The sequence below is a fragment of the Cytophagales bacterium genome, from assembly GCA_033344775.1.
Lineage (GTDB): Bacteria > Bacteroidota > Bacteroidia > Cytophagales > Cyclobacteriaceae > JAWPMT01.
On sequence record JAWPMT010000001.1, the window covers coordinates 810024 to 836619 of the forward strand.

The window sequence follows — 26596 nt, forward strand, 5'->3', positions numbered from 1 at the left end:
AAACAATCTTCTTTGGTAGATGGAGGACACTTTGTTGAAAACATTTCTTTCCATCATCATGATATTCACATTTGACACCTAATTCAATGGAAAACTTTTGCTGATCCTAGAGTCCTGCTAGATTTGCGATCTGATTTTTGGAAAGATACTTCAATGATGAAAGATTTTGTAGCTGAATTGACCTGGAGAGGCATGATCCACGATTCCATGCCGGGTGTAGATGAGGAACTGAACAGTGGCATGACGGCTGGCTATATCGGTTTTGATCCTACCGCGGATTCACTGCACATTGGTAACCTGGTTCAGATCATGACGCTGGTGCACTTTCAGCGGTGTGGGCACAAACCTTTTGCATTGGTCGGTGGCGCTACTGGTATGGTAGGTGATCCTTCCGGAAAATCAGCAGAGCGTAACCTCCTCGATGAAAATACCCTGAACCACAACCTGAGTTGTGTCAAAGGTCAACTGGAAAAATTCCTGGACTTCTCGGGAGAAAATGCGGCGGAAGTGGTCAACAACTACGACTGGTTCAAGGAATTTAACTTTCTGGACTTCATCCGGGACGTGGGAAAACACATTTCTGTGAACTACATGATGTCCAAGGATGCTGTAAAGACCCGACTGGAAACGGGACTATCCTTTACAGAATTCAGCTACCAGTTGGTGCAGGGTTATGATTTCTACTGGCTTTGGAAAAACAAGAACATCAAATTGCAGTTAGGTGGTTCGGATCAATGGGGTAACATTGTCACCGGTACCGAACTCATCCGTAGAAAAGGACAAGGATCTGCTTTCGCCATCACTACGCCTTTGATCACCAAAGCAGATGGTACCAAATTTGGCAAGACGGAAGGCGGCAACATCTGGCTGGACCCTGAAAAAACCTCGCCCTACAAATTCTACCAATACTGGATCAATGCTTCGGACGAGGATGTGGAGAATTACATCAAGATCTTCAGCCTGAAATCCAAGGAAGAGATCGATGCATTAATCGAAGAACATCGTGATGCACCTCATATGAGACTGTTGCAAAAAACATTAGCAGAAGAGATCACCATTCGGGTGCATTCAGAAAAAGATCTGGAGACGGCCATCAAAGCTTCTTCCATCCTATTCGGAAAATCTACGAGTGAAGACCTGATCAGCCTGGATGAAACAACCTTCCTGCAAGTATTCGAAGGAGTGCCACAAACAGAAGTGAGTAAAGACGTCCTGTTGAATTCAGAAAATGCGATCAATTTACTCAGCGAAGAAACCAATGGCCTGGTGTTCAAATCAAAAGGGGAAGCTCGCAGGATGATCCAACAAGGGGCGGTAAGCATCAATAAGGAAAAAGTGACTAATGGCAATGCAAAGGCAGAATTCCAGTTGTTGAATGATCGCTATTTATTAGTTCAAAAAGGCAAGAAGCATTACTTCTTAGTTATCGCTGTGTAGCGGAATGGCATTACAATTGCCATAAAGTTCAGAGTACATGGCGGTTAACTCCCTCACTAGAGTGAAGGAGTTAATGGGTTATTTCGTTTTCCTACTTCTGAAATAATGATTTCCCGGTTCTGGATTTCCTGCCGAAGGCATGGTGAACCATTTTGGGTGGTACTTTCCCGTATGGCTGCATCATGCAATGATTGAAATTTCCTTGTTGGAGATAGCTACTTGAATGCAATTCGTGGACCAGTTTATGTCCTTTTTATTACGTATTCAAGTTCATTCCAAGCCTTCGTTTCAGTCTTTTGATTCCGTTCATAAAGTAGTACCACAAGCGTGGACACAAAAAAACCACGAACATGAACCTAAAGAACCACGCCCATGGATATTTTAAGAGATCACTATAATGAACGTTTGTAAAGGCGTCTAGACTTGTTAAGGGAGCCGGACATAGATTAGATTAGCCAGAATATATTAAAACCTTTATGGCTTTAGAGATTGAACGAAAGTTTTTGGTAAAGAATGACAAGTGGAAGTCTAATACAACTCGGACTCATGCCATGAAACAGGGCTATCTCAACTCTCATCCGGAGCGAACCGTTCGAGTCAGAATTTATGACGGGCAAGGTATACTGACGATCAAAGGAAAAAGTGAAAACCTGACGCGTAAGGAATATGAATACGATATTCCTGATTATGAAGCAGTGTCCTTGTTGGAATTATGCGAAAAACCACTCATTGAAAAGACGCGTCACCTCTGTCAGTACCATGGCCACGTTTGGGAGGTAGACGTTTTTGAAGGTGATAATAAAGGTTTGGTGCTCGCTGAAATTGAACTTACCCGTGAGGATGAGGATTTTTCTATACCGGAATGGGCGGGTGAAGAAGTATCCACTGATCCAAGGTATTTTAATTCGGCTTTGATCAAAGAGCCCTTTAGTAAGTGGTAGATCCGTTATTTTAAATAAATCGAATAAGATGAGGCATCCACGCAATTAGCGGCCGAAAGTAAATCGATTCAACCAGGTAGTAAATATCTGTACTAGTCAAACATATAAAGCAGTCCCAAGGTGAAGATGCTACTACCGCCACTGGGAGTATCTTGTGCACCATGGGGTGTTGAATAGCGATATTCTACCAAAAGGTTCCACCAATCCTCGGTGATAAGTATGGCCCCTACCCCAATATTCAATCCAATTTTATTGGTGGCGGGGCGGGAAAACTCCCCTTGTACCCGATAATCTGACGTAAAGCGCACTATTCCCAAGAGTCCGTATGTCTGCAACCAGTCCAGTCCACTGTCCAGATAGTACTTGCCATTTAAATTGATGTAAAGAGACTCATAGAAGTAATTTCTATTACCCACGCCGAATAACAATTGATTTCCACCGGACCGGAAATATTTGGTCATGCCTAAGTTGACACTAATGCCATCCACAACGAAAAACTCTAAACCGGCATTGAGTCCTATCCCAGTTTTAAATCCCCTGTCGCCACCAGCGAAATCTGAGTCGCCGACAGCAAGATTGCTTCCGAATGCTGCACCGGTATAAGCACGAATTTCATACTGATCCTGGGCAACCAAAGACAAACAGGTGATCAATAAAAGAAGGGTGAATAATGGTTTCATGAATGATGGATTATATATGTCTGGCAGTGAATTGATAAAGGATTGTAGGTTAGTTAAGCTCTTCCGTCAAAGGCATGTCTTCCAGCGTTCCCGACATTACGAAACTGGTATTATTATCGAGTACGGTACCATCTAACATGAATGAAAGGGTCAGCAATTGATTTTGGCGATCTACTTTTTCGATGGTAATAATGAAGGTATTGATTCCTCCCAGGTGTACAGCAGAATAACCAGCACCCTCTAGTCGTTGATAAGTTACACCCTCCTCGAAGATCGTTCCAGGATCCAGACGTACATCGGCATTGCCAAAAGGAAAATAATCCAGGTACAAATAGAATTGTTCTTCATTATTTCTGATGCGATGACTAAAGCGACTCATGACCCCACATTGATTGGTATTGTCACCAATGAGTAAGGTGGCTCCACTTTCACAAGGAGCTACTTCAGCATCCTCATCACAAGCGGTGAAAACCAAGGTCAGGAACGCGAAAAACAGGAATTTATGGGTCATATCAGTATTAATTTTATGACCCAAAGAAACCAGAACCCATCAGCCATTGTAATACCGTCATTCCCTGATATTTGACTGCCCCGGCCTACTGAGCGTCGGAAGTTTCAGCCTCTTAGTGGTACGGATTCCCTATTTTTCTATCATGAAGCATCAAGCGAAACCAACAGAAATTCCCTACAGCAAATCAGGATATATACTTGGCTTTTTGCTTTTACTTGCTGTCCTGGGGTTCTGAGAATCGTATTTCTCGCAACTATTAGGGGCTTCAGAGACATTCAATGGCTATTTTCATTTTCATGCGATCATGGCGTTGTTGTGGTTGCTCACCTTGATCATTCAGCCATTATTGATCCAAAGGAAACAATGGCAGCTTCATCGGAAGATCGGAATGCTTGCTCATTTCATTCTGGGGCTGTTCTTCGTCTCTGCTATTCTACTTACACACTACCAACAATCGAAAGACTTCCATTACATCGGAGTGTTGATCCCGTTTCGGGACATGACCATGATCTCTTTAGCTTATCTGATCGCCTTAAAGTATCGAAGTATACCTGGCATTCATGCGAGGGGAATGATCGCCACAGGCGTTGCCTTCATCGAACCCGCCCTCGTAAGGGCCCTTGGCTTCATGTTCCCAACCATGAGCAATACCTATTATTGGACAATTGCACTCATCTACCTCACACTTGTAGTACTCACTATCGCAGGAAGAAAATACCGAATGGGCCAATGGGTATTTCCACTGATTTTAGCACTGAACATGGTCTTTCATTCGGTCATTGTTTTCAGAATTCAAGTCGTTTGGTTCGAACGATTTGCAGAGTGGTTCATCAGCTTGCCTATGAGTTAATTGAATGGTTTTTGGTGCAAAAAAAACCAATGAGAAAGATGTATTATCCAGGCTATTCTTATTTAATTTCAGCCTTACGAAAGAACCAAGAAAATGAACTCCGATCGCCCCTTGCTCCTCACGAAAGACCTGCCAGTCAGAAGCTATGACATTGATGTACTCGGGATCGTCAGTAACATTGTCTACATCCGATGGTTTGAGGATTTACGCACTTATTTTCTGGATGAGTATTATCCTTTTCAGGAGATGCTAGAGGAAAACACTTCTCCCGTGCTGAAAGAAACACATATCGATTACCAATATCCGATCACCATTCAGGATCAGGTGAAAGGTCAGGTCTGGCTATCCAACGTAGGCAAAGCCAAATGGGAATGCGCCTTTGAGATCTTCAATGATTCCCGTGTATTTGCAACCGGCGAACAGATTGGCTACTTCATCGATGTAGAACGAAAACGTCCAGTGAGAGTCCCTTCTAGGTTTAAGGCGCTGTGGGACCATGCGGTGGATTTGCCATAAGGATCAACTGACTAAAGTATTTTAGAAAAGAAAATAGCCAACTGCAATGAAAGAAATTGACAAACTCGCGCTGATCGATCTTGAAAATGGTCAAATCCTTGGGACCCGATCCAAAGGAAAGACTACATTTTATCTCCCAGGAGGTAAAAGGGATCCTGGAGAGTCCGATGAACAAGCGTTGATCCGTGAAATCAAAGAAGAACTCAACGTAGACCTCCTTACGGATACAATTGATTATTTAGGCACCTTTCAGGCTCAGGCAGATGGAAAAGCTGCTGGCGTGACCGTAAAAATGACCTGTTACACGGCAAATTATGATGGCATCCCCGCCCCTACCAGTGAAATAGAAGAAATACGTTGGCTGACTTATCTGGACATTGATCTGGTATCAGAAGTCGACAAGAAGATCTTTGATTTCCTAAAAGAGAAAGGAATGCTGGTTTAGGGGTTGAGTACCCTCAATGATATTCATGACATCAATGAGCAAAATTTAGTGATGGCCAATTAGCTATTGACTCTCCCAGTGAAATAAGGTTGATCAAGAAAGTACGGAAAAAATGATGATCCATTTGACCTCTTGTATTTTTGATCCGTTAATAAACTAAACGATCAAATTAATTCTTTTGATGAAACAGAGACCCCTAACCGATCTCAGCGACGAACAATTGCAGCAACAGCATAAGAAAACAAAAAATGGCACCTGGTTCAGTGGGTTTGCTATTGGATTTTTGATTGGCGTGGCGATCTATAGTACCATCAGTAATGGCATTAGTTTCTGGTCCTTCTTCCCCGTATTTTTCATTTTGATTTTTGTCAACAACGCCCAAAAACTCAAAGAAACTAAAGCGGAGATGTCCAGTAGAAATTTGAATTAGGATATCTCAAATTGAACAGATGGAGCATTCGATTCTCGAAGATGTATTTACCGGCAATGGAATTTCTCAGAAAGACCTAACCACCATTGGTTCATACCTGAAAAAAATTGAACTGAATAAAGGTGATTTTCTCCTGCATAAAGGTGATACAGTTTCATACACACATTATGTTTATAAAGGATGTCTAAGGAGCTATGTCATAGACGAGACTGGGAAGGATCATACCTTACAATTTGCCATCAAAGACTGGTGGATCAGTGACTACACTTCCTTGTTTTCCGGAGGCCAGGCATTGATGACCATTCAGTGCATACAAGACACCACCTTGTATCGACTATCCCGAAAGCATATGGTAGAGCTCTATGAAGAAATTCCTGCTTTCGAGACCTATTTCCGAAAGAAACTGGAAAAACGAATTGAAGCTTTTCATCAACGAACCCTGGGTAATCTGGCCCAGACAGCTAAAGAAAGGTACAAGACCTTTATCCAAACTTATCCTATGATCGAACAGCAAGTGAAGAATTATCACATTGCCTCTTACCTGGGCATCACAACAGAAAGCCTAAGCAGGGTCCGCAAAGAAATGGCGCAATAGCCTTTTCTTACCATACATCAATTTTTAGCTGCTTATAGGCTTCTAGGTTTGCGTATTAAACATTAAATCAAGCCTTTGATCCATGGAAAATCATATCACGGTGGTTGTATCGCACTTTGTGAAAAAAGGAATAGAACAAGCATTTGAAGCAGCACTGAAAGAAGTCATTGAGAAAGCTAAATCTTTTCAAGGTTATGAGGGAATCCAGACCATGCAGGTCAATGGTAAAGGGGAAAATGAATACATTCTACTGGTACGATTTGATTCGGAATCAAGCTATCAGGTCTGGAAGCATTCGGCCACTCGAAAAGCCTGGTCCGTTGAATTAAAGTCATTCATCACCCGAGAAAGTGAAGTGTGTTATCAGGAAGGACTGGAATTCTGGTTTTCCATCCCTCAGGTTACTACCACCGAACCTCCTAAAAAATGGAAAATGGCCATACTGACCTGGATGGTGATTTACCCGCTGGTATTGACGCTCAGTTCTTTAGCCGGATTCTTCCTTGATTTCTTTCCCTTGTTTTTGCGAATGTTGCTCGTTTCCATGGTCATGGTTACTCTCATGACGTACCTGGTAATGCCAAAAATCACCGTTCTTTTTGCGCCCTGGATCTTTAAAAAACAAGTGAAAATGGTGTCTTGAAGAACAACCTTGTGCTTTCTTACCATACATCAATTTTTCAGCCGACCCCACATTCTAGGTTTGTCTCATCAATTAAAAATCAGAAAAAATGAGCAAGATATTATTGGTATTGACCAGTCATAGTGAGTTAGGCGATACAGGAGATAAAACCGGCTATTGGTTAGAGGAATTCGCAGCGCCATACTACTTCTTTAAAGATCGAGGTGTCGATGTTACCTTGGCCTCACCAAAAGGAGGTCTGCCTCCAGTGGATCCAAAAAGTGAATTACCGGACTTTCAAACAGACGCCACTCGTCGATTGGCATCGGATCCAGCAACAATGGATATTTTATCAAAAACGGTGACATTATCGTCCGTTAATTCAAGTTATTTTGATGCGGTCTTTTATAGTGGAGGATACGGTCCAATGTGGGACCTTGCAAATAATCAAGTATCGATTGACCTCATCGAATCATTTTACAACAGCGATAAGCCTGTCGCATCGGTGTGCCATGCTCCGGCAATTTTCAAGAACACCAAAGATTCGACAGGCATCCCATTGGTTAAGGGTAAAAAGGTCACTGCATACTCCAATTCGGAAGAAGAAGCAGTACAGTTCACCGAAATCGTCCCGTTCTCCGTTGAGGACATGTTGATCGCTAATGGAGGTATCTATTCCAAGGGAGAAGATTGGAGTTCCTACGCACAGGAAGATGGTAATTTGATCACTGGCCAAAACCCAGCTTCGGCGGAACTAGTAGCCAACTTGCTCTTGAAACAGCTGGCTTAAGTTTCTTGATTGCCAATTCCATGGATGCGGTCAGTCTAGCTTACTGACCGCATTTTTTGTTGGACTCCTTCGATCAGAACAACATAGCATTCTCACTTCCATTGATTCAAGTGGCTACCTTATCTTTGGTCCGACGCCAACCACTAGTACATGAAGCAAGTAAAGCTCTTAATCCGAGCAAGCACACCGCTGTTTATCTTACTGTTCTTTCGCATTACCGGAACCACCAAAGCAGAATATGAAGCCAATTTCCGCAAAGTCGGTGGTGATGTAAAAGGGCCTTACATCTTAATTTTTGAGAATTTTAATGTTGTGACCAACGACTCTCTTAGAGGTGGTGACAATGCATTCAGCGAATTCCAGTCCCTCATTTATCGGCATGACCTTGATCGTCCCTATCGCAAATTCCTAAAGGAAGTTAAACAACACGACATGAATTGGAACACACATCAAATCGACTCTTTGGGCACTTTGCCTACCGAAACAGCATGGAACCAGATAAAAGCCAGAGAAGAAGGTTTCGTTTATTCACGTGACACGGTCTTTCATTCTGAAGCTCGCTATCCGATTGATATTCCGGTGAAACTCAGTGTATTTCGCTCTATCTCGGCTCGGGTATTCTTTTCATTAGGTGAAAGTCCGGATAAGTTACAACTCGTCTTTCCGGATGACGAAGAGAAAGAAGACCCCTATGGATTGCGTAAACGCATCCGCATGTCACGGGGAGGTCAATTAGCAGGTAAATACACCTACCTGGCTGACTACTATGAACAACTCCAACAATTCACTTCGCAACATGCTACACTTACGGCAAAAAGACTGAATACAAAAGCCATCAATGGCCGGGTCTACAAAGTATGGAATGGGGGTGATGAGCTGATTTTTGAAGATGAAGAAGGGTTGAAAGGACTGGAATACCAAACCACCGCATATGGCATGATCGACGTAATGAGCGAGGAAGGAGATGGTCGATTCATCTTGTGGTACGATCACTGGTACATGTATCTGTTAATGGGTATTCAGCTCTTGATTTACGCAGGCTTACTACTCGATTGGAAAGATCCAAAAAAGTATGAACCCGAAGCTACGGATGAATGAATAAGCGAACCGTATGGCCAACATCGGATCAAATTGAATGGCTACTGATTTAAAGCAACCCCCTCCTACCAATCAACGCATAAAACTGCTCCTGATGGGTCTTCCCGATGGGGATTCTCTTGTCTCCTATCTGAATAACTGACCGTTCTATGCTGTCAATTTTATCGATAGCAACCAAGTAAGATCGATGCACCCGGACAAAGTAGTTTTCCGGTAACACTTCTTCAAAAGCAGAAAACTTCTGCAAACACATGATCGGTTTTCCATCCGTGACATGGATCCTCAGATAGTCGCTCATGCCTTCGATGTACAGGATCGAGTCCATCAGTACTTGTTCAATCCGGTATTCCGTTTTAACGAAAATGCAGTCATTCGCCCCTGGATGGTTAGAGGCGCGTAGTGTGAATTCCTCATAAACTTTGTCCACGGCTTTGAGGAATCGTGCAAAATCAAAAGGCTTGAGCAGGTAATCGCTCACGTGCAATTCGTATCCTTTTAAGGCATATTCCTGATAGGCAGTGGTCAGAATCACCAGTGGCTTTGTAGTCAGGCTTTCTAATAGTTCAATGCCAGTCATTTCATCCATCTGGATATCTAGAAACACCAGATCGACCTGATTTTCTTTGATGTACTGAAGTCCCTGAAGGCTGCTGTGGAAACTCTCCTGAAGCATCAAATACGGCGACCGCTTGATGAAACCTTTCAACTTTTCCGCAGCCAGCGGCTCATCTTCGATAATGATACAAGTGAGCTTCATTTTAGTTGTATAGACAAATTGACTTCAAACAAATTGGCTTTGGCATCAATCTGTAGATCAAAGGAATTTGGATAAAGTAATTCCAATCGCCTGCGGGCATTCGCCAGCCCGATGCCTGTTCGCTTTTCAGGATCTTTTTTAGCGTTTGGATTGAAATAGTTCTGACAATACAATTTCACCTCCTGATCTGAAGCATCTACATGAATCTTAATCGCTGGCATGGCCGTGGGTTGAGAAACGAATTTAAAAGCATTCTCGATAAACGGAAGGAATAACAGTGGAGCAATCGTAAGTTCTTTGTTTGTCTGACGCACCTCTAATGCTACATAATCCGGTTGTTCAAACCGCAACCGCTGCAATTCTGTTAATTGATAGATGTATTCAATCTCTTTTTCTAAAGGGACCTCCTTCCCATCACTGTCATAAAGCATGTACCGAAGTAGCGCCGACAATTTGATCAGCATCGCCGAAGCTTCATCTTGTGACTGGTAGATCAGCGAATCGATGTTATTGAGGGTATTGAAAAGAAAATGCGGACTCAATTGCGCTTTCAGCATGGCCAGTTCATTCCTCAAACTTTGGTTTTCAAGGGCTGTTCTGTTTTGCAGGTTTTCGTTCCAGCTGATGAATCCACGCAACAAGCTTCCACACTGACTGATCAAAAAGGAACCAGCAATACTCTCCAGGTACTTTTGCTGGGCATGTTCCCTAAACTCCGGATAGATCAGCCAGAAAATACCCACGAAAACGGCGGACATGACCACACTGAAGCTTACCGAAACCAATAAGTAACGAAAATATCTCCGAGTGTCCAGAAATCTGGGTTGGAAGTAGAAATAGAACGTATAAAAGTTAAAGGCTCCCCAAAGCATCAGGATAACGGGAGCCCAAAGACGACCGGTGATGAATGCAATTTCATCGGGATTTGATTTAATGCTCATCCATGACAATGCAATGAATGTCGACCAAAACAAAAAATGAACAATAAAATAGAGCAGTTTCTGCATGTACCCGGAAAGCTTCAAGATCTCTTGCAAATTAATGCACAGCAATCGGAGCTGTTAATTCCTGCTGATACTTGTTCCATTGCCGGCCGATCATTGCCAGCATGGCCGGATACACAATCATCAGACGAAAAGGCTTGATCAAGGCCATATAAAACCCACCAAACCAACCCTTTGGTTTGACATAAATGGTCATTTGTGCACCGTATTTTCCATTCGCCTGGAGCACCCGACCGAAGTGTGCTGCAGCCAGCACCGTTTCATTCTCGATCTCTGCCAACATTTCCTCCCTCAAGTCGTACACAGGCACGAAATCTCCAAAAGCCGGATAACTCATTTCTAACCGGGTCAATCTCTCCTGTTCTGCATAGCGCGCCCGAATGCTCCCTTCCGGAAATTTATCTTTGGCTTTCTCCTTGTCTTCCCATCCAAATACCCGTCCCAGAAAGAAACGCAAACGGAATAATGCACCCGCTGCACCAGTGGTAGCCGTTTTTTCCATCGCTTTGACAAAAGTGTGATACAATTCACCCACACCTTGGTGGTCATCCATTTCGACAGGAAGTTCCCAGACATCTTCAATTCGCAGGTCAGGGAGTAATCTATGAACCCGCCAGGGTTGTTTCAGGTGTTCCTCCTTATTAATGCGCATAACGTAGGTTTTTTGATTGGAACAATGGCACGACAAACAGTAGCACCGTAATGACAAGGAATACTGCAAATCCCAGGCTTTTTTCAGGAAAATAGAATTCCATGGCCAATCGGGAAGCATAAAGGACAGCCATCATCGCAAGGAAGTGCTGACCAATGGCAGAAGTAAATAGTTCTTTGGTCTTGAATAACAATACAAACGTCGTATAGCCTAAAAACACGATCGTAAACAAGTTGAGCATCTGCATGATGTTGCTATTCATCACCGTCAACTTGACCAGTTCTGAAGGCCAGCTGAAAAGCTTCCAAAAACTAATGTGCAGGATGGCGACCAGTAAATTGATCACTCCTCCTAATCGAATGAATATCAAAGCACGTTTCATCTTTTTTTTGGCAAAGGAATCTGTGAAACGAGTGGTGATCAAATGCAATCGGTGAACGTGCGAATTGTCTCTGCGAACTTCGATTGTAGGCGGAAAAATTGTAATTTGATGTCATGTCCGATTACTACAAGACTCAGGCATCCGTAGCTGAATACATCCAAATGGCAAAAGATGTGAATGGCGGAGCTTTGATCAAAAAACTACAAATGCATCTCCCTGCACCTGCCTCCATATTGGAAATTGGTAGCGGACCAGGCACGGATTGGAATTTACTCACAGCGCATTATGAGGTGACTGGATCTGACAATTCACCTGAATTCCTTAAGTATCTCCAAACTAACTATGCCAAAGGGCAGTTTTTGGAACTCGATGCGGTTACACTTGAGACCACAGAAAAGTTTGATGGACTGTATTCCAATAAAGTATTGCATCATTTACGAGACGAGGAACTCAAGACCTCAATTATCCGTCAAAAAGCAATCCTGAACCCTGATGGGATCATTTGTCACTCCTTTTGGAAGGGTGAAGGATCTGAGATGTTTAAAGGAATGTTGGTCAATTACCATGATCACACATCACTCCTCGATTTTTTTGGAAAAGATTTTGAACTTTTATTGACGGAACCCTATGCGGAATTCGAACCGGAAGATTCTATATTGATGATCGCTAAGCGGAAATAACCGAAAAACATGACCATTTAGTTAAGGATATCATCAGATTGAAGAAGTCACTCCAGAATGGAGTCTATAGAAATTTTGAGTAGCTTGTTTATAGAACTTCATAGCCTCTCTTCGAGAGTGACCTAAACTAAATGGCATGAGCCCAACAAAACCATATGGACACCCTGGAAAAACCAAGGATATCACGACTTACAGCCATCATCACGCAACTTCAATCAAGGAGATTGGTGACTGCCAACTACCTGGCTGAACACTATCAGGTCAGTATCCGAACCATCTATCGTGACATCCAGACCCTGATCAATTCTGGCATTCCTATCATCACGGAAGAAGGCAAAGGATACACTTTGATGGATGGCTATCAGCTGCCTCCCGTTCTGTTCTCGGAACAAGAAGCCAATGCCCTGATCACCGCTGAGCGACTCGTCCAGCAAAATAAAGATCAATCCCTCAGTGAAAATTATTCCAGTGCCATGACCAAAATCAAGTCGGTACTAAAGCGTTCACAAAAAGGAAAAGCAGACTTACTCACAGACCGGGTGTACATTGGAGAAAAGCCCATCCAAAAGTCGAGTGGGTTCCTTATAGAGATACAATCGGCAATAACCAATTTCCGATTTGTGAAAATCACGTACTTATCAACAGATAGTAAACTTACACAAAGGACCATTGAACCTTTTGGCTTGTACAGCACGCAGGGGAATTGGCTATTGATTGCCTATTGTCAGCTTAGAAAAGACTTCCGAGTATTCAGAATCGATTTCATTCAAAAACTTACGACCATGAATGAGACCTTCGAGCCCCATCAGCTTACCATGGAAGAATATTTTTTCAACTATGTTCAAAAAAAACGCACCACCCCTGACATACCCTTGTCATAGCCCCCTTCTAGCTTTGTGTTGAATAACAAAAACACATGACTAGAATGGAAATCATTAGCACGGTAACACTCTCACTTTCAGGACTTTTATTGACCATGGTCGGCACATTAAGGTTGACTAACCCTATCAAGAACTACGCAAAAAATTCTGGCATCCAATTGGCTCAGGATACAGATCTATTGAATGAAGTTCGCGGAGTAAGTGCTGTCATGCTCTTTGCGGGGACCATCCTTTTATCAGGAGCTTTCGTATCTGCAATCACCACTTCAGCCCTGATGATTGCAGCTTTGATTTTTCTTGGATTTGCGGTGGGAAGGATCCTGAGCATCTCGATAGATGGCAAGCCAAACAAACAATTGATTACTGGCCTGGTGACGGAATTGATTTTAGGTACGGCGAATGTCATTTGCCTGTTGCTTAACTTTGGGTAAAAACCAATGCACCCTCTGGTATCCGTAGACTGGCTCAATCAAAATCAGCACAATCCCGATCTGATCCTGTTGGACGCAAGCTTGCCAGGAACAGTCGAAGGAAAATCTGCGGATACCGGACAGGCGACTATTCCAGGGGCAAGGTTCTTTGATTTGAAAAAGAAATTCTCGGACCTTAATGCACCTTTCCCAAACACCATTCCTTCTCCGACACAGTTTGAAAAAGAATGCCGCGATTTGGGAGTCAACAACCACTCAACCATCATTGTCTTCGACAACATGGGCATTTACTCCAGCCCCAGAGTCTGGTGGCTTTTCAAAACCATGCGACATCAGAAGGTTTTTGTGTTAGATGGTGGCTTGCCGGAATGGATCAAAGCAGGTTTATCAACAACAACTACTCATGCCATCAGTGAAACATCGGGTGATTTAATTGCAAACTATCGTAGCGAATTCCTGAAGACTTTTGAAGATGTTGTAAATAATTGTGAACACCCACATTTCAAACTCATAGATGCCAGATCCGCGGGCAGATTTTCCGGGGAGCAATCGGAGCCAAGAAAGCACCTCAAAAGCGGGCATATTCCTGGTTCCGTCAACCTTCCTTTTGGAGAAGTCTTGGAAAACGGAAAGTTCAAATCCAAAGAAGATTTAGATGCGATCTTTCAAAACCTCGTAGGTAATGAACAAAATCTCGCTTTTAGCTGTGGTTCTGGACTTACAGCTTGTATCATCCTATTAGCCGCACACCTTACAGGCAGGGAAAGCAAACTACTCTATGACGGATCCTGGACCGAATGGGCAGAAAGAAAGAGGTTAATAACAACTTGACCTCACCTTAGGGTTTTACCTTTATTCCCTCTCATTGCCAATCGCTTGATAATCCCTTAAAAGTTTTGTTCAACATCACTTGTTTTTCGTTCTTTGCATGAGGTATACAGCCGCACCAATTGTTATTGCAAAAACTCGATCGAACCAGTGGAGGTATTTTTTTACGGTCTGTTCATGGATACTGCTATTTTATGGGAAAGAGGAATCGAACCCTTACATCCAAGAAAAGCCTATTTGAAAGATTACACCCTGAAGATAGGAGAACGCGCATCACTGATTCACTCCAAAGGCGACTCCTGCTATGGTATGCTCATGGTTTGCGATAAATACTCTCTCCAAAAACTTTATAGTGAGCCCAGTGTGGCTGAGTATGTACCTGAAGAAGTTAACGTCTATACAGATCAGGGGGAATCTATTTCGGCCTTGTGTTACAACCTCCCTCCTGAACTGATCAAAGGAACCAATACCACGTATGCTGCGTCTCTTCTTCAACTTGCAAAGCAATTGGAATTTCCTGCCATCTACCTGGAAAATATCAAGGCAATGGCAGCAGGATAGGATCGCTCCGCTTGATCATGTCATGTTATTTTTGCTCATAAGCTACAGCAACAAGTTTCGTTTCATATGACTTTGCTTTAGCAAGTGATCATGCCCATATTCTCCATTATCGTTACCTGTTACAACCGCATTCAATATCTTGAAGAGGCACTGGATGCTGTGCTTGATCAAACCGTGTCTTCATTTGAGGTAATCGTTGTGGATGATGGATCGGACACCAACGCAGCTGAAACCATTTCAACACTTTGCAAAAAAGATGATCGTATCGTTCTGATCAAAAACTCAACAAATACCGGTGTATCCAGCGCTCGAAACAAAGCCCTGGCAAACGCGAAAGGTGAATTCATTAGCTTCCTGGACGATGACGATCAGCTTGCTCCCACCTTCCTTCAGCTTGCACTGGACTCATTTAAGCAACAACCCAATATTGACGTAGCACTTTGTCAATCATCTGTGGATTCAAAATCGGAAAAGTCCTTTTTTCGGTACCATACACTTAAAGAGACGCTGAGAAGTCAACCGCTGAAACGCACCTATGAAACATCCCATGCCAGTCTTTTGTATCAATTCCCTCCTCAAATCAATGCTATGGTATTCCGAAAGCGCATTTTTCAGGATCACCAGTTTGATACCAGTCTAAAAATCGGAGAAGACATCTATCTATGGTTCAAGCTGTTAGCTGCCGGAATTCAGTTTGGTAAGAAGCAATCCAACCAACCCCATGCCTTAATCAGGGTTCATGGTGATGTTCAGCTCTCTGCAACAGACAACCAGCAAGTTCTTGATTTCCAGCACCGACTAAAAGCGGATTTTCATTTTCCGGACCCATCACTAGAAACCCTCATCGACTTTAAGTTATTCATGAGGTTTGCCCTGGTAGGTAACCTAAAGCGTGCACTACAAATGCTCCTACAATCTATGAAGCATCCAGGGTACTTTCTCCGTATAGCCAGTTCACAGGGTTGGCTTAAGTTTCGCATCTTAATAAGCTATACTTTGTACAAGATCATGAAAATAGATTGGTGATGCTTTGCTGATTACCACCCTGTTTGCCGGTAGAGTCTGACCTTGATTATCTCATCACATTTTATTGATGCAGTAAACTGCACTAATTACTTTTCACAGACCGCTTATCACAGCTTGGTTCCCGGTCTTGGTGGATTTAATTAAGTTGCCTGCCGAAAAACCTGATCAAAAGAAATTATGATGAAACATCTCTTCTCCTGCTTGCTGTTTTGCGCGCTTACATTCGCAGCATTCGGCCAAAAGCTGGACATGGACGATTTCAAAAACATGAAAGCACGCTCCATCGGTCCGGCAGGTATGTCCGGCCGAATCACAGCCATCGATGCAGTACATAGCAATCCTGATGTCATATACGTGGGTGCAGCCTCCGGTGGTGTATGGAAATCTACCTCTGGCGGTATTGCCTGGGAGCCTGTTTTCAATGATCAAACCACCGCCTCTATAGGAGCGATCGCTATCCAACAATCCAACCCTTCTGTGATTTGGGTAGGAACCGGAGAAGGCAATCCCAGAAACTCCTTGAATGGTGGTGATGGTATCTATAAGAGTTTGGATGGTGGTAAAAGCTGGAATAAAATGGGTCTGGCAGCCACCAGGCACATTCACAGGATCATCATTGATCCCACCAATCCCAACACGGTCTATGTTGGTGCCATTGGATCACCCTGGGGTATACATCCTGAGCGCGGTGTATTCAAAACCACTGATGGCGGTAAAACCTGGAATAAGATCTTGTTCAGCAACGAAAAAACGGGTGTTGGTGACATGGTCATGGACCCCTCTAACCCAAACAAGCTGATTGTAGGTATGTGGGAGCACAAGCGTGATCCATGGTTCTTCAAATCCGGCGGGCCCGGATCAGGATTACACATCACCTACGATGGTGGTGAAACCTGGAAAAAACTGACCGACAAAGAGGGACTTCCAAAAGGTGAACTGGGAAGGATCGGACTGGCCATCGCCCCTTCAGACCCCAACCGCGTTTATGCCCTTATTGAGTCAAAGAAAAACGCATTTTATCGCTCAGATGATGGGGGTGAAACCTGGAAAAAAGTCAATGACAAATCTGAGATCGGAAATCGCCCATTCTACTACAGTGACCTGGCGGTTGATCCAAGTAACGAAAATCGCATCTTTAGCATTTTCACTTACGTGAATGTATCGGAAGATGGTGGAAAATCGTTTTCCCAACTCATGCCTGCTTACGGGACCTCCAGAGGTGTCCACCCCGATCACCATGCCTGGTGGATCGACCCAAACAACCCGGACTTCATGATGGATGGCAACGACGGTGGTCTGAACATCACCAGAGACCAGGGCAAGACCTGGAGATTTGTTGAAAACCTTCCTGTTGGGCAGTTCTATCACATTGCCGTAGACAATGAGTTCCCTTACAATGTATACGGAGGCATGCAGGACAATGGCTCCTGGGCTGGCCCAGCTTACGTATGGAAAGCACAAGGTATTCGCAACAACTACTGGCAGGAAATCTCATTCGGAGATGGTTTCGACGTGATCCCTGACCCGGAAAATAGCCGTTTTGGTATCTCTACCTCTCAGCAAGGATTTGCTGGTATCTACGATCGACAAACAGGTCAGTTTGAGATTGTGAGGCCTACTTACCCAGAAGGAGATGCGGAATTACGTTTCAACTGGAACTCCGCCATGTCTCGTGATCCTTTCGATCCGGCTACTATCTACTTCGGCAGTCAATTTGTGCATAAGAGTACCGACAGGGGACAAAATTGGGAAGTGATCTCTCCTGATCTGACGACCAATGATCCTGAAAAGCAAAAGCAAGGAGATAGTGGTGGACTGACCATGGATGCTACCGGAGCAGAAAACTATTGTACGGTCATTGTGATTGCGCCCTCTCCTACTGAGCAAGGCATGCTATGGACAGGTTCGGATGACGGACGTGTTCACATCAGCAAAGATAGTGGTGCCAACTGGACCGATGTATCAGCAGGTATACCGAATGGTGTTTGGATCACACAGATCCAGCCAAGTACAAAGAACAAAGGCGAAGCCCTTCTGGTAGCGAATGATTACCGTCGTTTCAATTACACACCGATGGCTTATCGCACCAAAGATTACGGTCAGACGTGGACAAGGATCGTCGACGCGAACGATGTGGTGGGTTATGCGCTGGCGATAGTCGAGGATCCTGTTGAAAGTCGACTGAAATTCCTCGGAACGGATGATGGGCTCTATGTCTCTGTCGATGATGCCAATACCTGGACCAAGTGGACCTCTGGTTTTCCTACCACCAATGCCATGGACCTGATCATTCACCCTCGTGAGCATGACCTGGTGATCGGCACCTTCGGAAGAGCAATCTACGTACTCGACGACATTCGACCGCTGCGTGAGTTGGCAGCCTCCGGTGCGAGCATCATGGACAAAAAACTGCACGTATTCGATCCTCCCACTGCCTATCAGGCGGCCAACCAACAGGCCACTGGAACAAGATTTGGTGCAGATGCAACTTACAATGGTGAGAACCGGCGCCGTGGAGCCATGCTGAGCTACGTGATCAACAAGCCGAAAAAAGAAAAGAAAAAGGAGCCTGAGGCCACCGGAAAGAAAAAAGGTAAGAAGAAAAAAGACACACCTGCTCCGGAACCTAAACCAGAAGACTCCATGGAGAAAAAGGTGAAATACGATTCTGTATTCATCGAAATCTTTGACGGTGATGCCTTGATCCGAACCATGAAATTCAAGGCGCCTAAAGAGAATGGTATTCATCGTTCTTATTGGAACATGCGAAAAAAAGGGACCTTCAACTTGTCGAGAAGGAAAGTTAATCGCAAGCGAGAACCAAGCGGAAGTAGTGTCAGACCAGGGACTTACAAAGTGAGGTTTACTTATGGTGATCAAAAGGATTCTACCAATGTTACCGTGGCCTATGATCCACGTTTATCGATGAGTTCAGCCGACATCAATGCTAAAAATGCAGTGTTAGACCGCATTGAGAATGGAGAAAAATTGGCCTTCGAAGCAGTAGAAAGGCTGAAAGAAAGCATCAAGCTGGCCGGTGATTATGAAAAAAAGTTGAAAGAGAAAGACAAGGAAGGGTTGAAAGAGGCCATTGAGCTTAGCAAAGCCACCAAGGATACCCTGAATACCTTTCTGGATGCGTTCCTGGGCAAAGAGGACAAACGACAAGGCATTACGCGTGGACAGCCTCAAAGTGTAAGCAATAGCCTGAGAAGCGCTCAATTTTACACAGGCTCTGCGACACATGCTCCCGGCACTACCGAGTTAAAATTGATCGAGAAATTCGAAGAAGACCTTGCTGAGGCGATTAAAACCGTCAATGACTATTTTGAAACGGAATGGCCGAAGTTCAGAGAAATCATCGAGCCGATCGACCTTAGTCCATTTAAGGACTATGAGAAGATCGAGTAGATTTAGTTGAGTTTGAGTTATTGAAAAGCACGCTCTTTGGGAGCGTGCCTTTTTATTTTCTTCGATCAGGCCGTTTTTCTGATTTTGTATCGTTGGGCAGTTAGATCCTCTGCAATTCTATCATTGAGTTCACCAGCTGCATTCGTAATGTAAGTCGGCTCAAAATGTGCTTGATACTTAGAAGAGACTCTCTTGACCGGTGTATAGACACTGTCCAGTATCTCCGTTGAACTGATATGAGTTCTTTGGGCTTTATTGTTCCAAAAATTGCCCAGATTAGAAAACGTTGATGGCGAAAAGAGCCGCAATGTGCTTAACATGGATACTGTTTTCTGATCGAAATTGAGAGAACGATTGTTTTTGAGTAAAAACCGCAATTCATGTCCCATCATCTTTCTTCTATATCCCTCAAAATACTTGGTCCGCCGGATAAATTCGGCTGTATCTTCAATACTGTCCTCTCCGGGTCTCAAACTCAAGGTTGAACTTTCAAGGTCTCTGACTTTGGTATTGGGTAAAATCAGTCCCGCTTCGTATTTATCTTGAAAAAATGGGGTTCCGGGAAAAGGAATTGCCGTGAAAAAGAAAAGTGGTGTAGGGATCACCGAATTACTGTTTATGTATGCAATTTCATTCTTCATAGAGGTAATGGGGCGTTCACTGGGGTCGTAAACCAACCCGAACTGAAACAGAATACCTGCATCGAGGCTTTTCTTGATCAACTGAAGTTGTTCCTTCTTGTTGTTCTGCTTCTTATTCACATGCTCCAGCCAGTCCGAATCAAATGACTCCACACCAACGAATAAGGCGAAGCATCCCGATTCTTTAGCCAAAGCCAGTAATTCATCATCCCAAAAGAAGTCATTGGTCAGAATGGCCGCCCAATATTGAAAGTACCCTTCCTTTCTTAACTCCTTCAGCAACTCCAATTTTTCTCGAAAAAGTCGTTTGTCGTTACCATAGAATTGATTGTCTAGAAAGTACAGTAATCGCACTTTCTTCAGCTGCTTTATCTGATATCGCAGATAATCCAGGTTTTTCTTCTGGAAAGTCACACCTTCCCCGGTCAGCGAACAGAAGGCACATTTGAAATTGCAATTACGACTGGACTCCACATAACCTATTCGGCTCTTCATCCAATAAGCCAGGTCATACCTTGGCAACAATTGTTCTGCTGCATACTCCTTCCCTATTTCCGAAGTAATCAAATCAGTCAACTCTTCTACGTCACCCAGGCACACATAATCCACGATTCTGGCCGCCAGATTCCTAAAAGTCCGGACTGCTTGTCCTCCGGCTATGGTGATCAACTTTTCATTCCGATCCTTGAAATAAGCGCTCAAATGCATGATCCGATCAAAAGAGAAGGTCAACCCAGTGAAAACTACAACGTCCGGCCATTCCAATAACTCAGGGTGGAAAACCTCAATAAAACCACTATTGACTTCATTATAAATCTGAATGGCACAAGTATCGTCAGCAAAAGCTCCGGCGATAAAAACCGGTGCCAGGGTATTAGGGATCTCATTGGTCAGCTGGATCGGCCTTCTTACTTCAGGGAAATAGACATTAATAACCAGTACTTTTTTCTTACGGTTATCAAGAGCAGAATTAAGGATATATTTTTTCATACTGAAAATCAGTTTTCTGTTACCGAAAATTCAGCACTTAGGTAGGTCGGTAGCAACAATCCGGACCTTAAAGAGGCATATTCAATCAATAGGTCAATTCTAATTTAACAGAAAATGGTTTCATTTCCAAGTGAATGGCCGCTTTTATAGAGTTATAGACGATATTCTTCCATTGATTGTTTTGACCTTCTATCCACACTCGAAAAGCCTTAGAATACAAATTTTCCAGGAGCAGGTTTTTTTACATTATCTTGAGCAACAACATGAAGAAAACAACTTTATTGCTCCTTTTGATGGGATTACTCATGCAAGCCTATGCTCAGGAGAAGACCAAAAGACATGAAATAGGATTATCTCTGAGTGATTTCAACAGCTTCGGAGTGGTCTATCGCTTTGGCACCGAAAAGTCTCTTTGGAGAATAGCCACTCTGGAAACCTTCATTCGAAGAAGGGAAACCTCTACTGTTAATTCTGTCACGAAAAACAAGGACACATCTTACGGCCTGAGGATTGGGAAGGAATTTCGAACCAAAGTGGACGAAAAATATCAGTTCCGCTGGGGCTTTGATGTCTCCTATTTTTTCCTCAAAGACATGCAAGACTTTGACGTACTGAACTCCACGGATCTTGATCGCCTCAGAAGATCAACCACCCATGTAATTGGCGTAAATGCGGTGTTGGGCATGAATTTCCCCATTAGCAAACGGTTACTACTTGGAGTTGAAATACTTCCAACATTTAGTTATGATTTTGGCAATCGATATGAAGAATTTGTCAATCCAACCTTTGTCAATGACATTGATCATGAAGATTTTCAATTCAGGCTTTCCAATGATGGAGCCATTATAGTATTCACCTATACCTTATGAACCTGATGAAAAGTGAAAGATACGTTTTTTTGATTACTCTTTTTGCAGGAACGCTAGTCTATCCCGTCATGGCACAGGAAAAGACCAAAATACATGAAGTAGGTGTAGCGTTTAGCGATTTGAATCGATTTGGGCTTACTTACCGTGTGGGCAAGGAAAATAAAAGGTGGCGATTTAACCTCATCCAATCCAACATAGAAGAAAGGGAATCCAGTGATGATAACAGCATCTTTCAGTCAGAAAGGTTTGATGTAGACCTAGGTGTGGGCAGAGAGATTCGAAAGCTTTTAAGTGACAAACTGTACCTTAGATATGGCCTGGATCTAACCTTAGGCTATTCCAGAGATAAAACCCTCCGATTTGGAAGACAGGACCGGGAAAATGATTCCCTTTCAAAAAGTAAGGGTTGGAGTGTTGCAGCCAGCTTTGTCGGTGGATTGAATTATGAATTTAACGACCACTTGTTGATGGGCATGGCGATCCTCCCCTCTTTTGGATATTCAGAAAGTCAGTCTGAACGAGATTCCGCCGGGAGCATTTCCAATAATGAATCATCAGGTTACTTCTTTCGGCTTTCCAGCGGCGGTGCATTGGTGAGTGTTATTTACACTTTTTAAGGCTAAAGGCTATACGTCAGATACAGGGTGAGTAACGTACTTGCCTTTGAACACAATTCTAATGGTTCGCTGTGTCCATTTTTTCAAGAATCCAAAAGAAGCAATAGTGATGAATAAGGTTCCACTTATCGCGATAAATACCGGGTTAACGGACCAGCTCTGAAAGGTAAAAGTCCCCAATACCACAACCGTTGAAAATGGCAGTGAAATGGCCAGGGTAGACAAGGCAAAATTGATATCGAACGTTTGATTCTCACCTTTCTCCAGGGCACTTACAGCGGACATATGAGCAAAGGGCCAGAAGCTACAAGAGCTTTGTGGAAATACCACAATCAGCAGCATCGTGGGAAGGCTCAATCCAGTAATTACGAACAATAGCATTGCACTCAAAACCAATAATATTCCGGACCGCAACATCAGGGCTTTGAGGACCAATGCCAAATCATTTTTTGTGATCTTGACAGCTAAACCGATAAACAATAAAATCAGCGGCGCCATGATCCCACTCATTCGCAGGATTACTTCTGATACGGCAATGGGCAGGGATTGTAAGTTGAATCCAAAACCCAACATAACCAGTGCCACAACCATCACCAAATTGATCGGCTCTCCAATCAGTGCGACTAATACTTGTTTGACACTACTTTTGGAAGAGGTGTCCTGATTAGCCCGATGATACCAATGCATTGCCAACAAGTAAAGCAGGATCAGCACGAAGACTTTATTTCCCACATCTGCCAAAGCGGCAAGGGCAAGGGATTCATCACCCAGGTATTCGGCGATGAATGGAAAACAAGACAGACCCGGTGCAAAAGAGGGCAATAACATCATCAGGGTTCGATGACGTGCATCTTGTAAACCGGAAAAGAGCGGTTTCCCAACATAGGTGATTGCCAGAAGAATACCATTGATCACCAATGCCATCAACGGAAAGATGAGCATGTTTTCACTCAACTTCACGTTTAGCAAGGCCACAAAAATGGTTGCCGGCAAGGCCACACTCAGGATCAAAACCTTCAATCCCTTCAATTGTTCGGAGGAGCTAATTTTACGTTGCAAGGCCAGCCCCAATCCTATCATCAACAGTAAACCTACCGTCTTCTCCACACGCAGCTTGTTTTATGGTAGTTTACTTGATTAGATTAATACTGATCCCAGTGCACTTACAAAAAGCTTCATCTCTTCCATTGTTCCCATGCTCACCCGACACCAGTTCTGATCCACTATATCAAAGGCACGGACAGCCACCTGTTGTTCTTTCATCTTTTCAAGGAAAGATTTGCCTTCCATCTCGATGGGGAATAGCACGAAACTGGTCACGGAGGGAACATATTCGAATCCCTTCTTTTTTAGTTCAGCACAGACGTATTCACGAGCTTCGGTATTCAATTTCCTTGACTTATCCTGAAACGCAGTGTCTCCCAGACTTTCAATAGCTGCCATTACCGAAGGATAAGTAATCCCCATACCCGCTCGGGTAATGGCCTGAATCTCTCCCAGTGTATCTTCTAATCCTACGACATAACCGACTCGTAATCCCGCCATTCCGTGAATTTTCGAGAAGGTTCGCGCAACGATCACATTTTCTCCCTCTGCAACAAGTTTTGCCATGCTTTTTTGTTCTCCTTTTGGCAAAAACTCGAGATAGGCCTCATCCACAAATACCGGCACTTTTTTTGATACACGTCGACAAAAATCTTCCAGTGCATTTGCATCCGTCAGGGAACCAGTCGGGTTATTTGGATTACAGACATAGACCAGTTTCGTGTCCTTGTCTATGGCCTTTTCCATTCCCTCAAGGTCATGCGACCAATCTGACTTCAATGGTACACCTTTCCAGGTAGCACCTGTGGCCTCTGCCACTCGGATCATTGACATGTATGCAGGATCGGCAGAAACGATGTTTCCTCCTTCCAGAAAGAGCGTAACCCCCGTCTTTTCCAACAGATCCGAAGATCCAGGGCCCATCATGATGTTCCCGGCAGTCACTCCTTCCTTTTCGGCAAGCATGTCCATCAATTGAAACATCTCCCGCCATGCATATCTATTTCCTAAAGTCGCTCCTTTTTGGTGTGCTTTTACCGCTTTGGGTGAAGGTCCATAAGGGTTTTCGTTGGCGTTTAGTTTAGCAAGGATGGCTTTCTTTTCATCAAAAGGATCTGCCAGGTATTCTTTGAAAAACGGACTGTACAAAGCATTCCCTGATGCATCCAGCTTCGGTGCACTTCGCCAGGATTCCGACATACTCAGGTGTGGAGCAACAGTAAGTCCTCCTACAGTAAGTAAACCTGATTTCAACAAAGCGCGTCTGGATGCATTCATGATCGGGAACGGTTAAAAGTTTAACTAAGTAGTATAATTCGTAGTATCTAACAATAATAGAAGTCGATCCTGGTTTGAAAAAATCAGCAACCTCCCTTACATCTGTACCAAATCGGACACTACCAGCGTATCCTTTACATGATTTTCATCACCATCACCTTGCTATTGAAAGAATGCCAAGAACTGGCAAAGCTCAATCTCACTTGATGAGGCTATTGTAAAAATGCACCATTAGGATTTTTATGAACATATTTTCAATATTCACAAAATAAATAGAAAGTATTGCAAAAATTTTAGCATCAAAACACCACAAAGTATCATAACTCACCGAAGTAATACCCACTGAATCAATCCAATAATTTCCATTAGATTGGTCATAAAACTCAAAAGCCATGAAAATGCTATGCTGGTTTGGAGGCCTCTTTTTTCTTGCAATAACCAGTTGTTCCCAAAGCGGCCCCTCCCACCCAATTCAGTCAACACAACATTTGGAGGCCAGTGTTGACTCCTTGCTGAATTCATACATCACTTCCGAATCGCCTGGTGCAGCGGTACTGATCGTGCACGAAGGAACACCGCTATTGAAAAAGGGATATGGATTGCGCAACCTGGAAACCCGACAACCAATCACTCCCGCCACTAATATGCGGATGGCCTCGGTTAGCAAACAGTTCACCGCCCTATGTGCACTCACATTGGTCGAAAAAGGTTTGATCAGCCTGGATGATCCAGTCACTAACTATTTACCCTATCCGGTATTTAAAGGCATTTCTATTGAACAATTGATGAAACACTCATCGGGACTACCTGACTATTATGGACATTTCGATAAAAATTGGCCACGTGAGAAAGTGGTAGAAAATGCAGATGTCCTGGATTGGCTGAAGACCAACCCCGAAGCGGAATTTGAACCAGGAACGAAATGGGAATATTCCAATACCGCGTATTTGATGTTGGCAGTTATCGTTGAAAAAGTCAGTGGCACGGAGTTTTCGCAATATGCAAAGACTCAGGTTTTCGAACGTTTAGGCATGAACCGCACGATGTATTATAACCTGGCCAGGCCCGTCGATATTCCTGAAAGATCCATGTGCCATGGTCGTACCAACGGTGTTTATCAAGGGGAAGATGGCTTTTTCATGAATGGTGTTATGGGTGACGGGGCAGTTTACACCAATCTCGAAGATTATCTCCGATACGATCAGGTGCTTCGAAAGGATAGCATCCTGTCAAAGCAGGTCTATGATTTGATTTGGAAGCCAGGAGATGTAGCTGTCAGTGATGATGTGAATTATGCTAGCGGGTGGTTTGTCGACACGAAAATGGAGGAATCGTCCCATTCAGGCGGTTGGGTCGGCACGAGCACTTACGTCTATCGTGGGTTAAAAAATGGAATTACGGTGGCGGTATTTTGCAATGCTACGAACTTGTTAGACCCGGGCAAACTAGCCAAACAGATCCGTCAGATGACTGAATGTTATTTGGCAGAACAGTAATCTAAAATGCTAAATGACCATTTAAAAAGTGTCTAAATCTGAAGTAGGATTAGTATTGAAAAAGTACTAGTTTGAAGCTTTATGGGCCACGCTCTTACCCAGCTAGCCAATTTTTTACCGATAATTTTTTACT

Annotated in this window: 29 protein-coding genes; 20 read left to right on the top strand and 9 right to left on the bottom strand. The window is 43.5% G+C overall.

Features of this window, described 5'->3' with window-relative positions; genetic code table 11:
* The first annotated feature begins 156 nt into the window (after positions 1–156).
* On the top strand, positions 157–1437 hold the full coding sequence (tyrS, locus tag R8G66_03325; GenBank protein ID MDW3191361.1) for a tyrosine--tRNA ligase: 1281 nt from the start codon (positions 157–159) through the stop codon (positions 1435–1437).
* A gap of 476 nt (positions 1438–1913) precedes the next feature.
* Positions 1914–2378 (top strand): CYTH domain-containing protein, encoded by a 465-nt coding sequence (locus R8G66_03330; GenBank protein MDW3191362.1) that lies wholly within the window; start codon positions 1914–1916, stop codon positions 2376–2378.
* Between the two features lie 92 nt (positions 2379–2470).
* On the opposite strand, the gene R8G66_03335 is transcribed toward R8G66_03330, so the two are convergent.
* Positions 2471–3058, bottom strand: a complete 588-nt coding sequence (locus R8G66_03335) for an outer membrane beta-barrel protein (protein ID MDW3191363.1) — start codon at positions 3056–3058, stop codon at positions 2471–2473.
* Between the two features lie 49 nt (positions 3059–3107).
* Complete coding sequence (locus R8G66_03340; protein ID MDW3191364.1) at positions 3108–3569, bottom strand: hypothetical protein; 462 nt, start codon at positions 3567–3569, stop codon at positions 3108–3110.
* Positions 3570–3873: 304 nt separating this feature from the next.
* Between R8G66_03340 and R8G66_03345 the strand changes: the two genes are divergently transcribed.
* The 8 genes from R8G66_03345 (at position 3874) to R8G66_03380 (ending at position 8915) form a co-directional block, all read left to right on the top strand.
* Positions 3874–4419 (top strand): hypothetical protein, encoded by a 546-nt coding sequence (locus R8G66_03345; GenBank protein MDW3191365.1) that lies wholly within the window; start codon positions 3874–3876, stop codon positions 4417–4419.
* A 93-nt stretch (positions 4420–4512) separates the two neighbouring features.
* Entirely contained in the window at positions 4513–4935 is a 423-nt protein-coding gene (locus R8G66_03350; GenBank protein ID MDW3191366.1) for a thioesterase family protein, read from the top strand.
* A gap of 46 nt (positions 4936–4981) precedes the next feature.
* On the top strand, positions 4982–5380 hold the full coding sequence (locus tag R8G66_03355) for an NUDIX domain-containing protein (protein ID MDW3191367.1): 399 nt from the start codon (positions 4982–4984) through the stop codon (positions 5378–5380).
* Positions 5381–5561: 181 nt separating this feature from the next.
* Positions 5562–5810, top strand: a complete 249-nt coding sequence (locus R8G66_03360; protein MDW3191368.1) for a hypothetical protein — start codon at positions 5562–5564, stop codon at positions 5808–5810.
* Between the two features lie 19 nt (positions 5811–5829).
* Positions 5830–6405, top strand: a complete 576-nt coding sequence (locus tag R8G66_03365; protein ID MDW3191369.1) for a Crp/Fnr family transcriptional regulator — start codon at positions 5830–5832, stop codon at positions 6403–6405.
* Between the two features lie 82 nt (positions 6406–6487).
* On the top strand, positions 6488–7048 hold the full coding sequence (locus tag R8G66_03370) for an antibiotic biosynthesis monooxygenase (GenBank protein MDW3191370.1): 561 nt from the start codon (positions 6488–6490) through the stop codon (positions 7046–7048).
* Positions 7049–7136: 88 nt separating this feature from the next.
* Entirely contained in the window at positions 7137–7817 is a 681-nt protein-coding gene (locus tag R8G66_03375) for a type 1 glutamine amidotransferase domain-containing protein (protein ID MDW3191371.1), read from the top strand.
* A gap of 150 nt (positions 7818–7967) precedes the next feature.
* Positions 7968–8915 (top strand): hypothetical protein, encoded by a 948-nt coding sequence (locus R8G66_03380; protein ID MDW3191372.1) that lies wholly within the window; start codon positions 7968–7970, stop codon positions 8913–8915.
* A gap of 49 nt (positions 8916–8964) precedes the next feature.
* On the opposite strand, the gene R8G66_03385 is transcribed toward R8G66_03380, so the two are convergent.
* From R8G66_03385 to R8G66_03400, 4 genes are read right to left on the bottom strand one after another with little or no spacing between them, the layout of a single operon-like run.
* Positions 8965–9672: a LytTR family DNA-binding domain-containing protein gene (locus tag R8G66_03385; protein MDW3191373.1), complete on the bottom strand. Its 708-nt coding sequence runs from the start codon at positions 9670–9672 to the stop codon at positions 8965–8967.
* Positions 9669–10679, bottom strand: coding sequence for a histidine kinase (locus R8G66_03390; GenBank protein MDW3191374.1), 1011 nt, complete (start codon positions 10677–10679; stop codon positions 9669–9671). Before R8G66_03390 ends, R8G66_03385 begins: the two co-directional genes overlap by 4 nt.
* Before the next feature lie 31 nt (positions 10680–10710).
* Positions 10711–11328, bottom strand: a complete 618-nt coding sequence (locus R8G66_03395) for a DUF2867 domain-containing protein (protein ID MDW3191375.1) — start codon at positions 11326–11328, stop codon at positions 10711–10713.
* On the bottom strand, positions 11318–11710 hold the full coding sequence (locus tag R8G66_03400) for a hypothetical protein (GenBank protein ID MDW3191376.1): 393 nt from the start codon (positions 11708–11710) through the stop codon (positions 11318–11320). Before R8G66_03400 ends, R8G66_03395 begins: the two co-directional genes overlap by 11 nt.
* Positions 11711–11823: 113 nt before the next feature.
* Between R8G66_03400 and R8G66_03405 the strand changes: the two genes are divergently transcribed.
* From R8G66_03405 to R8G66_03435, 7 genes are all read left to right on the top strand, one after another.
* Positions 11824–12390: a class I SAM-dependent methyltransferase gene (locus R8G66_03405; protein ID MDW3191377.1), complete on the top strand. Its 567-nt coding sequence runs from the start codon at positions 11824–11826 to the stop codon at positions 12388–12390.
* 155 nt (positions 12391–12545) lie between these two features.
* Positions 12546–13271 carry a YafY family protein gene (locus tag R8G66_03410; protein ID MDW3191378.1) on the top strand — a complete coding sequence of 242 codons (726 nt, stop codon included), beginning with the start codon at positions 12546–12548 and terminating at the stop codon, positions 13269–13271.
* Positions 13272–13315: 44 nt separating this feature from the next.
* Entirely contained in the window at positions 13316–13702 is a 387-nt protein-coding gene (locus tag R8G66_03415; protein MDW3191379.1) for a DUF4345 domain-containing protein, read from the top strand.
* A gap of 6 nt (positions 13703–13708) precedes the next feature.
* Complete coding sequence (locus tag R8G66_03420; protein MDW3191380.1) at positions 13709–14533, top strand: sulfurtransferase; 825 nt, start codon at positions 13709–13711, stop codon at positions 14531–14533.
* Between the two features lie 147 nt (positions 14534–14680).
* Positions 14681–15091, top strand: a complete 411-nt coding sequence (locus R8G66_03425; protein MDW3191381.1) for a gamma-glutamylcyclotransferase — start codon at positions 14681–14683, stop codon at positions 15089–15091.
* Between the two features lie 90 nt (positions 15092–15181).
* Positions 15182–16117, top strand: coding sequence for a glycosyltransferase family 2 protein (locus tag R8G66_03430; protein MDW3191382.1), 936 nt, complete (start codon positions 15182–15184; stop codon positions 16115–16117).
* A gap of 177 nt (positions 16118–16294) precedes the next feature.
* A complete protein-coding gene (locus R8G66_03435) occupies positions 16295–19528 on the top strand; it encodes a hypothetical protein (GenBank protein MDW3191383.1) in 3234 nt (1077 codons plus the stop codon).
* A 65-nt stretch (positions 19529–19593) separates the two neighbouring features.
* On the opposite strand, the gene R8G66_03440 is transcribed toward R8G66_03435, so the two are convergent.
* Positions 19594–21159 (bottom strand): radical SAM protein, encoded by a 1566-nt coding sequence (locus tag R8G66_03440; GenBank protein ID MDW3191384.1) that lies wholly within the window; start codon positions 21157–21159, stop codon positions 19594–19596.
* 263 nt (positions 21160–21422) lie between these two features.
* Here R8G66_03440 and R8G66_03445 point away from each other — a divergent pair, with 263 nt between their 5' ends.
* Together R8G66_03445 and R8G66_03450 are read left to right on the top strand one after the other, a co-directional pair.
* A complete protein-coding gene (locus R8G66_03445; protein MDW3191385.1) occupies positions 21423–22028 on the top strand; it encodes a hypothetical protein in 606 nt (201 codons plus the stop codon).
* A 5-nt stretch (positions 22029–22033) separates the two neighbouring features.
* Positions 22034–22645, top strand: a complete 612-nt coding sequence (locus R8G66_03450; protein ID MDW3191386.1) for a hypothetical protein — start codon at positions 22034–22036, stop codon at positions 22643–22645.
* A 9-nt stretch (positions 22646–22654) separates the two neighbouring features.
* Here the strand turns inward: R8G66_03450 and R8G66_03455 are convergent, their stop codons facing one another.
* Both R8G66_03455 and R8G66_03460 read right to left on the bottom strand, forming a co-directional pair.
* Complete coding sequence (locus R8G66_03455; GenBank protein ID MDW3191387.1) at positions 22655–23752, bottom strand: permease; 1098 nt, start codon at positions 23750–23752, stop codon at positions 22655–22657.
* 30 nt (positions 23753–23782) lie between these two features.
* Complete coding sequence (locus tag R8G66_03460; GenBank protein MDW3191388.1) at positions 23783–24967, bottom strand: histidinol-phosphate transaminase; 1185 nt, start codon at positions 24965–24967, stop codon at positions 23783–23785.
* A 392-nt stretch (positions 24968–25359) separates the two neighbouring features.
* On the opposite strand from R8G66_03460, the gene R8G66_03465 reads away from it, so the two are divergent.
* The gene (locus R8G66_03465; GenBank protein MDW3191389.1) at positions 25360–26463 is read left to right on the top strand and encodes a serine hydrolase domain-containing protein; all 1104 of its coding nucleotides are present in this window, start codon (positions 25360–25362) and stop codon (positions 26461–26463) included.
* Positions 26464–26596: the final 133 nt, after the last annotated feature.